Source organism: Formosa sp. A9, assembly GCF_051200825.1.
Lineage (GTDB): Bacteria > Bacteroidota > Bacteroidia > Flavobacteriales > Flavobacteriaceae > Formosa.
On the sequence record NZ_CP195158.1, the window covers coordinates 24104 to 35974 of the forward strand.

An 11871-nucleotide genomic window follows, 5' to 3' on the forward strand; every position below is an offset into this window, starting at 1 on the left:
ATTTAAAAGATAAAAAAACTTATAATTAATTGTTGTTTAGTTACTTAAGATTAAAATGTTTTATGAAGTGGTTGAAGCGTTGAATTTAATATCTTGTAAGTTTTTCACGCGTTTTTGTAAGGTGTTGATGGTTTTTTTGTTGCGTTTTAACAAGAAAAATACTATTAAAAGAAATAGTGTAACACCAGAAATTATCCATTGAATGTAATACACCAATTGCGATTCTAAGGTTTCAATTTGTTCGGTTTGGTTAAGGTGTATTTGGTCTAAAGAATCGCTAATGGAATTGCGTTCGGATTCTTTAATTTTTTGTTGTGTCTTTAAAAATAAGTCAAAATATTTTTGGTAATCGTCCCATTGGTTTAAGGCCAAATACGTTTCGTAAAGCCCTTTGTAAAGCCCTAAATTTAATATTAAATCGCCAACCTTACTAGAGCGTTTCAAACCATCGTGAAGCAGTGTTGTGGCCATATTGTAATCGCCTTCTAACATATATACTTCTGCTAAGCCTTTTTGAGCAAAGGCTATTAAACTAGCGGCATCGGCATCTTTGCCATAAGTTATGGCCTTATTAAAGTTAATTTTAGCTTCGTTGTAATTGGCTTGTAATGTATTGCAATTACCCATATTGTAAAACACAATACTTAAATTGGTGTAGTAGCTATTGTTACTAATAGATAAGAATTCTGCAATGCTTTTGTTGAAATAGTCTAAAGCAATATCGCAGTTTAAATTCTCTTTGTAAATAAAACCTTTTACAGCGTAACTGTTGGCTAAAAATTTACGTACGGGATCGTGTTTTGGGTAAAGACTTGTAAGGTGTTCTGTTTTTTCGATATACTCTAAAGACTTGTCATAAATTTTAAGCTGTTGGTATATGGTGCCCATTCTAAACATAATCTCTATTTGTAACGTAGGCTCGTTAATTGTTTTAGACAAAGAATTTGCTTTTTCTATATATTCTAAAGCTTGTTGGTAATCTCTCTTAGAGGTGTAAGCCAACGACACCAACATAAGGGCTTTTACACGTGTTTTTTGCGTATAGTTATTATTGTCGTAAATAGAATTCCCCAGCGTTATTGCATCGTCTGGATTTTCGTAAACACTATTAAAACTTGAGTTTATAGTGGCATCGATATCTTGAATGCTGCCATTATCGGCTGCCAGTACTGTAACTGTATTTATGATGCTAAATAAAACGAATACAAGGTATTTGGTGTGGTTTGTTATCATGCTACATCTTGGTTTGTATAGGTTTCATCATCGTCGTCTTCTACTTTTTTAACCATACTTTTTTGTTCTTTTTTAATCAAGTTTATAAACGTTGCAGGAGACATACCGACTATGGTTTTAAAAACTGTAGTAAAATTACTGTGCGAGGAGAAGCCACATTCTTCTGCCAAATAGCTAATCTTATAATTTACATAATTAGAGTCGTGTTGTAATTTCTTAATAATGTAATCTATTCTGAGTTTATTTATAAAGGTGTTAAAATTGTCGTTGTAATGCTTGTTTATAACCTCTGACAAGTATCTGGTATTGGTTTCGAATTTTCCGGCTAATACCGAGAGTGACATGTCTTTGTTTAAGAATTTTGTAGAATTCTCGAAGGCATTAAGTTTGGCTAGTAAGGCTTGTTCTGTTTCTTCGGAAATGACTAAGCTTTTTGTTTTAGGCTTGCTAACAGGCGCGGGTTTTAATTTTAAGAAATTCGTGCGACTAATTTCTAGATAGTTGATAATTTCTTTTAAGCGTTTTTTTCGGTTTTCGCTTTTTAAAATAACGATGCAACACACCAATACCAGTACAAAACATGCAGCAAGAACAATTTGTTTTAACCAATTTAGTTCTGTGGCTTTAGCCGTAATGTTTAAGTTGTCTTGTAGTTGGGTCTTGTTGAAAAGTGTATTTATCGATTCCTGCTCCATCAATTCAATTTGATTTCTTAATAACAGAAACTCATCGTTGTAGACTTTGTATTGACTTTTTTTGTTTAAGGCGATGTTAATTACCGATAAATCTTTATAAATATGCATTAATAAAGACGGGTTATTTATTACCGAAGCATAACGCATAGCGATAAACAGTGTCATTTCACTTTCTTTAAAATTACGTTGTTTTAGAAGTAAATTTTCGAGTTCGGAATAAATGAGGGTTTCTTTATAAATATTATTATAGGTGATGTTTTGAGTTAATTGTAACGCTTTTTTTATGTAAACATCGGCCGAATCTATAACCGATAAATTGTTGAATGCTTTCGACTTAGCCAAGTAGTAATCCATTTGGACTTCAGAGTCTGTGCTAGCAGCGATATACTGTTTTAATTGGGGCTGGTTAAGAAGGTTTAAGGCGCTTTTGGTATCTCTTTTACTAAGTAATAAAGCAACATCTTGCAGTGTTACTTGAGTTAATTGTGCGGTTTTATCTTTAAAATTTGTTTGTTTTTGCGCTGCTACTCTTGCTATATTTAAGTAGTGCGCTGCTTGTTTGTAGAGTGCTAATTCGTTTAAAAGTTTCGATTTAAGAATGTTAAGTTCGATAAGTGTTTTGGTGTCCGATTGTAGAATATTATCATCTATTTCGAAAGCATGAATTATGGCTTGTTGGTATTGTCCTTTTACAAAATAGCTGTTGGCTAACAATACGTTAGGTACAAGTTGGTCTTGGGGCGTATCGGTACTTTTTAGTAAATGTTCGGCTATTTTTATAGCTTCATCGGGATCGGAATGTACCAATTGTTTTGCTTTTTGTACTAAATCGCCTTCTTGTGAAAACAAAAATTGCTGTGCAAAAAGGAGTGTACAGGCAAAAACTACCAGGTACCTACTAGAATTAGGGGTGCTTAGCTTCATTAGTCAATTAAAAAAACAAGTTAGGGGTTAATTGTTTTCTCTTTTACAAATATAGTATTAATCTTCTTTTAACATAATTTTAGCAAATAATTTACTTTGGTGCGGCGGTTTTTTTGTTAAAAAATTAAAATGAATCGATTTTATTATGAAAACAAAAAAAATAGGGCAGCTAAATTGCTGCCCTATTAATGGAACTCATTGTAATTAATATTTGCTAATTTACTTTTTGATAACTTTAATAGTTTTAGTAGCGTTATTAATATCCACTTTTACAAAGTATACTCCATTTTGTAAATCGGTCATAGAAAGGGTAGCTTTTAAGCTTTTTGGTTGTAATTGTGCTACCTCTTGTCCAAGCATGTTAAATACACTTATTTTAGAAATGTTAGATTTCGCTTCAATTGTAAAGTCGTTTACAATCGGGTTCGGGTAGTATTTAAATTCTGCTGTATTTTCTACGTTTTCTATGCTTAATGAAGCATCAGGATAAGCAAAGAAAGTAAAACCTGTAGTCTTAGCAGTATCGTGAATACTAATATAGTAAGTGGTACCAGCTTCTAAAGCAGCTGTTTTTTCACCAGATTGCCAACATGAAGTTAAACCTGCAATATTTTGTTGTAAATCTCCACATGTTCCGCTAAAGATAGAGAAGTTTGCAGTTTGGTCTGCTGGATCTTCTGCATCTGTTGAAAAGTTTAAATAATAATTGCCTGTATACTTTGGAGTAAAGCTGTACCATAGAGCAAACCTAGAAGTGTTACAGTTTTCGGCAGAAGGATAAGCGTTTTCTAAAGTGCCAGTAATGGCATTATTACCTTCATCATTTAAAGATTCTTCCATTGCAATAGCGCTAATACAACTGTTATTTGCTGCTGCGCCTTCAATATTCCAAACACATAAATCGAAATCTGATCCTGGCTCTGTGGTCGATGAGCGAACTGCAACATAATAAGTAGTTTCGCTATCTAAAGACAGCAAGATATTACTAGTTTGATTACAGTTAGTGCTTATTGCTGTTAATTCCCCGCAAGTACCACTATAGATGAAATAATTGGTAGATGGACCAGAGTTTTTGGTTAAATTAAATTCGTATAAACCTGTTGTTTCTGGATTAAATGTATACCAAACATCTGTATATTTTGCGTAGCTAGTGTCTTCGCATTGTGATTCTGCAGAACGGGTAGCTCCAATAGTCGATCCGTTGGTTTTGTTATCGCAAGTATCGTCTGTAGAGGCTGTTAATGCTATAGCATTAACACAGTCGTCGTTAGCAGGTGGAGCTGGAGGTGTTTTTAAACAGATGTCGTAGTTTTGTGCGTATTCACCACCAAGGTTAGTATAGTTTCTAATGTAATAGGTGTTTCCTATAGTTAACCCACTTACAGGTACATAGGCTCCAGTGGTACATAAAAGACTTGTAAACTCACCATCGCAAGTACCTTCTAAAATTTCGGTAGCCTGAATAGTTCCGCCTTCTCCAATGGCTGCTGTAATGTTAGAATATTCCAAAACAAGGCCTTCGCTAACAGCTACAAAGCTAAACCAAACATCGTTAGTTCCGCTAGTTCCACAAGCTGTTCCTGTAGCTTCAGAATGTGTTGCTCCCGCATTAGTAGCGCTTGTAATTAAGGTACAAGTTTGGTCGGTATTAATTTCTAAAGCTGTTGCTGAGTCGCAGTTATCGTTAGCTGGTGGGCAGTAATAGAATGTAGACGTTTGGGTGTTACATTCTGTACCATCGTTCGCTAAAGTAAAGTTTACAGTAGTACCGCTAGCATAAGGGCCCATAGTTACGATACCTGTTTCTGAAATGTCCGTTTTAGAGTTACCTTGATCGTCTGTTAAGGTTAAGGTTGTAGCGTCTCCAGTGTAGGTTACATCTACATCTACATTAAATTGTGCGTTATCGCAATCGGCAACTGGTGTTACACTAACGTGTGGGGCAATACAATCTTTTTTGGTAATTACTAAATTGTAACCAAACGTAGAGCTGGCACTTTTACTACTTACAACAACATAATACGTATTGTTGCCATATAGTAAAATGTCTGTAAGCTCTCTGTTATCGGCACCATAGTCATAGTCAGATCCTAAACATTCTGTGGCAGCACCAGGACAATCGTTTAATACCGCTAATACAGCACCTTTGTCCTCAGGATTGTTTTTTACTAAACTTAAGTCGATAGCAACGTCTTCGGTTGGTTCGATTTTGTAAATAACGTCGTTTCCACTAAAAGTGGTACATGGGTTGCTTGAATATAAATTTTCGAAGTTTGCGGTATTGGAACTATGAACATAAGGCGTGTCTCCTAAAGTTACTTCAAAAGGGTTGTCGCAAGTAGCTCCTTGTATAGGGGCGTTACGAGTTGTAAAGCTTATTCCTGTACAGTCGGTAGCATCTCCAAAATCGTTATAAGGTGTTACGGTTACATAGTACATGGTTTCGTAATCTAAACCAGTTACATCGTAGCTTGTTTCGGTAGTTTCTACAGCGTCTAATACGTCTGTTCCATCTGCAGTAGTCCCTACAGAAAGTTTGTAACCAGAAGCAAAACCAATGGCTTTATTCCATGAAATGGTAGTGCTAGGAGCAACTTCTATATTTGTAGCTTCGTTTTCTGGAGCTGTAATTGTAGTACAATTAGGTACAGTTGTAGATTCTTGATTTAAAGATATTTCATCCAAAATACAGAATAAAGAGGATTCACTAGCGTTTGTAAATACAAATCGTGCTTGAAAATTGCTTTCATCGGCAATTACCCCTGCATCGATAGAAGTACTAAAAGTAGCACAGGTTGTAGCGTCTTCGTAAGTAAAGCTGGAATCGTTCACGGTAGTAAGGTTAGTCCAAGTTTCTCCAGCATCTGTAGTATATTCTAATACTAAAGTTCCCCATGCTGTTGGAGGGGCTACGATGTTAGGGAAGAAGGTGCTTCCTTTATTTTCGTAAATGTTATAATTAAAACTAACGGTAAGTGCTGTGCCATTAGACGGGAATATTGGCATAGTAATAGTATTTGCAGTTTCCTTAGCTGCTAAAGACGCTAAGCTACTGCCCGTATCGGAGCATCTAAACCGTGAATGCACACTAGAATTTTCTGCGGTCCAATTTTCTGGTAATCCCGAGGTGTCAAAATTTTCTGAAATTTCGACCTGAGAGAATGCCGATGCACAAAAGAGTAACATCAAATAAAAGGTAATTTTCCTCATGTTAAATAATTAATTTTTGGTTGATAATTGTTTTTGGTGTGTTGGTTAAACCTTGTTTATTTATAAGCTCGGTTGTTGGTGGTTAAGCTTTAAAACGACACTTGGTTTTAACCTGTTCACATTCTAAAACTACTTACTCTTTTACAATATATATAAGGAAGCTCTTTTGTTTTTGCTGAAAATTAAAAGAAGAAAAATGTATTTAAAATCCTGTAAATTAGGTTTTTGTGATGAGTGTTGAAAATTATTTATAGGCTTTCAATTTTGTTTAGATTATTTAAATAATACGTGGATAACAAGAAAATAAATGTTCGCATACGCTGTTTTTTATTTTGTTTTAAAAGGAATAAAACTGAGTTTCTAGTAGTATGTGTTTTTTTTGGGCATCGTAAAGAATACCACACAATCAATCGTATTGAAAAATTTGTATTGTAGTTTTAAAAAAATAAATGAGCGTATGCAAAACAAATCTACAGTACAAGAAATAACATCGCGATTTGATAACGATGTAGAGCGGTTTTCGAATTTACAAACAGGGCAAGTATCTACTTTAGATGCTCAATTATCTTTAGAATTAATTACCGAAGCTGCAAAACGTTTAGTACCACATGCCGTTAATCTGTTGGATATTGGTTGTGGAGCTGGAAATTACACACTTAAAATGTTAGGTAAGTTGCCAGATTTAAACTGCACCTTAGTCGATTTAAGTAAACCCATGTTACATCGTGCTTTGCAACGCGTATCGTCGCTAACAGAACGTGCAGAAGTGATTCAGGGCGATATTCGTACAGTGGATTTACCCGAACAGCAATTTGATATTATTTTAGCTGGTGCAGTATTGCACCATTTACGTGATGATTCGGATTGGGAATTAACCTTTAAAAAACTGTATAACCTTTTAAAACCTGGAGGTTGTTTAATGATTTCCGATTTAATACTTCAAAATACTGCTGAGTTAAATACCCTGATTTGGGATAAATATGGCGATTATTTAGAAGCTATAGGTGGGCAGGATTACAAAAATAAAGTGTTGGATTACATTGCTAAAGAAGATTCCCCAAGGTCTATTATATATCAATTAGAATTAATGACATCTGTTGGATTTTCGAATGTAGATATCCTGCATAAAAATCTTTGTTTTGCGGCTTATGGAGGTGTAAAATAAAATGGGTTTTCAGATTAATTTGTACATTTAAGAGTTACTCTAAACAAAATTATAATGAAGAAGATAGGTAGTATTGTATTTTTAGTATTGTTTTGGGTTTGCAGCACTATAGCGCAAACATTCGAGGTTAGTTTTCCTTCAACAACAATGTCCGATTCCTTTTCTGGGCAGATACTTTTATATTTGTCTAAAGAAAACAAAACTCCTAAAGATGCTTTCCTTGCGTTAGAATTACCGCCTGTTTTTCGTATAGAGGTTAATCATTTAAATCCCAATCAATCAGTAATATATAACGATCAAGCGATGTCGTATCCGGTAGCACTGTCTGATATTGAGAGAGGAACTTATTATGTGCAAGCTGTTTTCGATAGAAATTTAGGTGGGCAAAATATTGCTAATAGTGCAGGTAATTTGTTTTCGGAGCCACAACAGGTGATATTAGACAAAAATTTCAATACAAAGTTTGTTTTGTCCTGTAATCAAATTGTTGAAGAACTTACATTTAAAGAAACATCACATTTGAAGGAATTGAGATTAAAATCGAACCTGTTAAGTACTTTCCATGATAAAGAAGTTTTTATTGCTGGTGCAGTAAGTTTACCAAAACATTATTTCGATAATCCTAACCAGTCTTACCCTGTAGTGTTTTCGGTGTTTGGATTTGGAGCTAATTATAAATTACATGCAGGAAAAGGAAAGTATAATTTTAATTCTTTGGCAGGATATCCAGCTATTGTAGTGTATTTAGATGGAAATTGTTCTGAAGGACATTCAACTTACGCCAATAGCGATATTAATGGGCCTTGGGGAGATGCATTGGTGCAAGAGTTTATTCCTGAATTGCAAAAACGTTATAGAACCAACGGTGCAAACATGGTTTTTGGACATAGTAGTGGCGGTTGGACGTCTTTATGGTTACAAATTAATTACCCTGAAACGTTTTCTGGAGCTTGGGCTAGTGCACCAGATCAAGTTGATTTTAGAAATTGGCAAGGGAAAAATATTTATGAAACCGATAACATGTTTTACGATGCTAATGGCAATCTTTTGGCAGATATCACAATGGCTGGCCGATTCCCGATTATTTCGGCTAAAGATTTATACAGGTTAGAGCATGTTGTTTACAGAGGAGAGCAGTTGCATTCTTTTGATGCGGTTTTTAGTAAGCGAGACGGAAATGGCAATATTATGCGTTTGGTAAACCCTACAGATGGTTCTATAAATAAAAGCGTATTGCCTATTTTTAAACGTTACGATTTGTCTTATCAATTACGTACAAATTGGGATGCATATAAGGATGCAGTATCAGGTAAAATACGTATTTCTATGGGAGAGCAAGATAATTTTCATTTACAGGAAGCATTGTATTTATTCGAAAAAGAAATGAAAATGTTACAGGCAGATATAGCTATAGAATATTTTCCAGGCGATCATTTTACGGTGTTTACAGACGATTATAAAAATAAAGGTCAGGCTTTTTTAGATGCTTGCTACAAAAAGTGGTTAAAGACCCAATAAAAGAGAACTTGAAATGCCTATCATTAAACACGATTTTTCAAGAAACCGATTTAAATAACGATGAAAAGTTCGAAAAACTAAAAAAACAACAGCGCAAAATTCATAAGCATGTTAGTAACGCCGTATCTATACAAATTGAAGGTTTGGTAAATAATAAATATTCGTTTAAAAATAGTCAGGTTTATCTCGATATCTTAGTACGTCATTTAGATGCTTCAGATGTGTTGTTGAATATCTTTATCATTGCGACACAAGATGAGGAAGCTTGGGATTTTTAATAAGGCTATCTTAAAACAATATAGATTGCAAATCCTACAACTAAAATAAAAACGACTATGCCAGCAACTATCGCCCAATAATGTACTGGTTTAATAGCTCTCTTTTTAATGGTTCTGTACAGGCGGTTTCTTAATGCTAATTGTAATTTTATGGTTTCGGGGTTTATTCCTTGGTGTTGCATTAACGAAAAATATGTATCTATAACCATTAGGTCTTCGTTTGTGGCTTTGTCTTTTTCGTATTTTCTGAGCAGCATTTTAAATATTTTCTCTTTCATGTATACCTTAATTTTAGTGATAGATGGTTTTGGGAATGCACAATACTTTCTTTACGTATTAGGTGTGTTAAGCGATTTCGATTTTAAAATGTCTAGCGCTTGTGTAAGATACTGTTCTACGTTTCTTATCGATACATTTTGTTGTTTGGCAATATCCTTACAACTCATATTATCTCGATATCGCAGTTTAAAAAATAGCAAGCAACGCTCGTAATTAGGGGTTTCTAAAAGTTGGTCTAAGGTTTCTAATAAATCCGATTTACTGTCTTGGTCTAAATGTAGCCGATCTTTACTGAATTGTAGAGCACACTCCACTTGTTGTAATTGATGAGGGTTGAAATCTAGAGTTCGCAATTTTTTAGAGCAATGTAGTTTTAAAGCTTTATTCAAGTAGGTGTCGTAGTCATTTGGAGCAATCAGTGCAAAATTGTGCCAAAATTCGGTAAAAACATCGCCAACCACTTGTTCTGCCAAGAGGGTATTTTGTAATGCATTGGCTGCAAATGCATATTGAATATGCCAATAGGCGTTATATACTTTTAAAAAGTCGGTTGCTTTTCCCATTAAAATGATTTAAAAATATGTAATGTAGCAGATTGGACTTACCTAAAGGTTTTAATAGCGTTATGTTTAGGTTAAAACTCGAAGAATTAATCTTAAACAAGTGTCAATAACAAAAACTTAATTGTAATGTGATGATAAATTGATAAAAAAGCTTGGAAATGAAGAAATTGAAGTATATTTAAACGTTTATAAATGAATGGTTTAAAAGCAGAAATTTAAGGGGTGTATTGGGTAACTCTCGAAACACTTAAATTTTGAAAACCAAGCGGCCGTTAATGTTTGCTTGGTGAAACACTTTTAAAAGATGAAAATAGATCGTAACATCTATAATTTCCTTCCTAACTTGAAGGATTATAAAATGATTGAAGCCGTTGATTTTCTTCCAGAAGAAAGCAACGAACGCTATCAAACCTATCGGCTAACGTATCAGTCGGTATCTCTACAACAAAAAACACTATACCTTCAATTTGATAATATAAAACAAAAAGCATCTTTTGGACTTTGGGGAGATGCTTATTTAAAAACCATTAGGCTGAATAACAGTAAACCAGAATAAAACCCTTCAAGTATTTTATGTGCTTGAAGGGTTTTTGTGTTAAGTGAAGTCTAAGTTTATAATTTCTCCAAACCTTCCGGAAACCATTCGCCTTTCAACACATTTTCTTTTGGCACATACATGCGTAAGGTTAAGTTAAACAATCCTTCCTTAGGTGATGGCAACCAATTGCTTTTTGGCCATTTCGAGTTATACTCTGGGGCGATGTATAGTTTTAAACTACCATCGGCTTCGTATTTAAATGGCGAGTAATTGTTGAAATTATAGCGATTCAAATCATTGTCTACCACACGATAATTAGGGAAATCCACTAAAATAACCGACCAAAAGCCGTTTACGTTTTTAACAGGTAAATTGTCGGGTGCAAATTGCAATTCATAGCTCTTGCCGTTACCAAGCGCTTCGCTATTGGCGTCTTTAGAAGCAATGAAATAAATCACTTCTTCCGAGGTGTTGGCCCAAATCCCAACAAAATTTGCTGAAGTACGGGTCCAATAATCACCAAAGTAATTTCCTGCCTTTAGGGTAGCTAACCAGCCATTTTTAAAACCACCAGCCTTGGTTGTCGCAAAAGTGATAAATTGCGGTAAAGCATCGGTTTTTATAATGGAATCTACTTTTGTAGCGTTGGTTTCAGATTCTGAAACATAAGCGCTAACCGATTTTACCAATTGCTGAATCGAATCGGTATGCGTCATTTTCGTGTCTGGCGTTTCTAAAAAAGCTTCAGTATAATTAAACAGATTGTGTCCCGGTGGTTGCTTGTTGGTAAACTTCGGAAAATCAAGCGTTGGGTCGATTTTTGGTGTTCCAGTAGCGCTTACTTTGAATTGTTGTTGTAAAGCGACAGCAGCTTTTAAATCGTCTTGTAACTCTACACGTGCTAACATTTTAATTTTTTTGTTTTCCATGTCAATGCGGTAAGCATTTTCTGGTAAATCCACTTCACTTCCTTTTAAACATAAAGCAAAAGTGCCGTACGGATGATCCGGATAATTACGTTCGTTAATGTTTACAATCACTTCGCCCCAACCGTCTAACAATTGTATGGTATAGTAACGGTCTTTAATTTCTGGGATTTCGATTAAGGTTGCCGAGTTTTCATCAATGGCAATCCAAGCTTCCATATAGGCCACGTCGAGATTCGGGTTAACGAAATCGGCTTTTCCGGCTTCGTTGTATTTAATGGTGTTGTACTCCAATCCGGTGCCTTCAAAATCCATTTGTTCTTGGCGCACCACCAAAGCCCGACTTAATAGATAGATGTAAGATTCTACAATATCATGGCTGCTTACTGTTTTAGCTTCTGTAGCTGGTTGTTTGGTTTCTTGTTTACAGGCGTTGAAGCTAAAGGCACCAACTAAAGTGAGTAGTAGAAGAAGGTATTTTTGTGTTTTCATAGGTTTGTTTTTTTAAGCCCACAAAGGGTTTTTAAGTCCTTTGTGGGGTA

Annotated in this window: 10 protein-coding genes; 4 read left to right on the forward strand and 6 right to left on the reverse strand. The window is 34.9% G+C overall.

Annotation, left to right across the window (positions count from 1 at the left end; translation table 11 throughout):
• Positions 1 to 60: 60 nt before the first annotated feature.
• The 3 genes from ACR9EA_RS00040 to ACR9EA_RS00050 form a co-directional block, all read right to left on the reverse strand.
• Positions 61 to 1233 (reverse strand): tetratricopeptide repeat protein, encoded by a 1173-nt coding sequence (locus ACR9EA_RS00040; protein WP_435135814.1) that lies wholly within the window; start codon positions 1231 to 1233, stop codon positions 61 to 63.
• A complete protein-coding gene (locus tag ACR9EA_RS00045) occupies positions 1230 to 2852 on the reverse strand; it encodes a helix-turn-helix domain-containing protein (RefSeq protein WP_435135815.1) in 1623 nt (540 codons plus the stop codon). The genes ACR9EA_RS00040 and ACR9EA_RS00045 overlap by 4 nt, the downstream gene beginning before the upstream one ends.
• 219 nt (positions 2853 to 3071) lie before the next feature.
• Positions 3072 to 6062 carry a T9SS type A sorting domain-containing protein gene (locus ACR9EA_RS00050; RefSeq protein ID WP_435135817.1) on the reverse strand — a complete coding sequence of 997 codons (2991 nt, stop codon included), beginning with the start codon at positions 6060 to 6062 and terminating at the stop codon, positions 3072 to 3074.
• Between the two features lie 457 nt (positions 6063 to 6519).
• On the opposite strand from ACR9EA_RS00050, the gene ACR9EA_RS00055 reads away from it, so the two are divergent.
• The 3 genes from ACR9EA_RS00055 to ACR9EA_RS00065 are packed head-to-tail and all read left to right on the forward strand — an operon-like array spanning position 6520 to position 9023.
• Complete coding sequence (locus ACR9EA_RS00055; protein WP_435135819.1) at positions 6520 to 7227, forward strand: class I SAM-dependent methyltransferase; 708 nt, start codon at positions 6520 to 6522, stop codon at positions 7225 to 7227.
• A gap of 54 nt (positions 7228 to 7281) precedes the next feature.
• The gene (locus ACR9EA_RS00060) at positions 7282 to 8745 is read left to right on the forward strand and encodes an alpha/beta hydrolase-fold protein (RefSeq protein WP_435135821.1); all 1464 of its coding nucleotides are present in this window, start codon (positions 7282 to 7284) and stop codon (positions 8743 to 8745) included.
• 8 nt (positions 8746 to 8753) lie between these two features.
• A complete protein-coding gene (locus ACR9EA_RS00065; protein WP_435135823.1) occupies positions 8754 to 9023 on the forward strand; it encodes a hypothetical protein in 270 nt (89 codons plus the stop codon).
• A gap of 5 nt (positions 9024 to 9028) precedes the next feature.
• Here ACR9EA_RS00065 and ACR9EA_RS00070 read toward each other — a convergent pair whose 3' ends face one another.
• Positions 9029 to 9301 carry a hypothetical protein gene (locus ACR9EA_RS00070; protein WP_435135825.1) on the reverse strand — a complete coding sequence of 91 codons (273 nt, stop codon included), beginning with the start codon at positions 9299 to 9301 and terminating at the stop codon, positions 9029 to 9031.
• Between the two features lie 51 nt (positions 9302 to 9352).
• Positions 9353 to 9865 (reverse strand): sigma-70 family RNA polymerase sigma factor, encoded by a 513-nt coding sequence (locus ACR9EA_RS00075; RefSeq protein WP_435135827.1) that lies wholly within the window; start codon positions 9863 to 9865, stop codon positions 9353 to 9355.
• Between the two features lie 304 nt (positions 9866 to 10169).
• Here ACR9EA_RS00075 and ACR9EA_RS00080 point away from each other — a divergent pair, with 304 nt between their 5' ends.
• On the forward strand, positions 10170 to 10421 hold the full coding sequence (locus ACR9EA_RS00080) for a hypothetical protein (protein WP_435135829.1): 252 nt from the start codon (positions 10170 to 10172) through the stop codon (positions 10419 to 10421).
• Between the two features lie 56 nt (positions 10422 to 10477).
• Here the strand turns inward: ACR9EA_RS00080 and ACR9EA_RS00085 are convergent, their stop codons facing one another.
• Positions 10478 to 11821, reverse strand: coding sequence for a DUF1214 domain-containing protein (locus ACR9EA_RS00085; RefSeq protein ID WP_435135831.1), 1344 nt, complete (start codon positions 11819 to 11821; stop codon positions 10478 to 10480).
• Positions 11822 to 11871: the final 50 nt, after the last annotated feature.

What these genes read in the sequence shown, in the direction of transcription:
- ACR9EA_RS00060 (WP_435135821.1), top strand. Translation starts at nt 7,282, where the DNA reads ATGAAGAAGATAGGTAGTATTGTATTTTTAGTATTGTTTTGGGTTTGC.
- ACR9EA_RS00040 (WP_435135814.1), bottom strand. Translation starts at nt 1,233, where the DNA reads ATGATAACAAACCACACCAAATACCTTGTATTCGTTTTATTTAGCATC.
- ACR9EA_RS00045 (WP_435135815.1), bottom strand. Translation starts at nt 2,852, where the DNA reads ATGAAGCTAAGCACCCCTAATTCTAGTAGGTACCTGGTAGTTTTTGCC.
- ACR9EA_RS00075 (WP_435135827.1), bottom strand. Translation starts at nt 9,865, where the DNA reads ATGGGAAAAGCAACCGACTTTTTAAAAGTATATAACGCCTATTGGCAT.
- ACR9EA_RS00085 (WP_435135831.1), bottom strand. Translation starts at nt 11,821, where the DNA reads ATGAAAACACAAAAATACCTTCTTCTACTACTCACTTTAGTTGGTGCC.
- ACR9EA_RS00050 (WP_435135817.1), bottom strand. Translation starts at nt 6,062, where the DNA reads ATGAGGAAAATTACCTTTTATTTGATGTTACTCTTTTGTGCATCGGCA.
- ACR9EA_RS00080 (WP_435135829.1), top strand. Translation starts at nt 10,170, where the DNA reads ATGAAAATAGATCGTAACATCTATAATTTCCTTCCTAACTTGAAGGAT.
- ACR9EA_RS00055 (WP_435135819.1), top strand. Translation starts at nt 6,520, where the DNA reads ATGCAAAACAAATCTACAGTACAAGAAATAACATCGCGATTTGATAAC.
- ACR9EA_RS00070 (WP_435135825.1), bottom strand. Translation starts at nt 9,301, where the DNA reads ATGAAAGAGAAAATATTTAAAATGCTGCTCAGAAAATACGAAAAAGAC.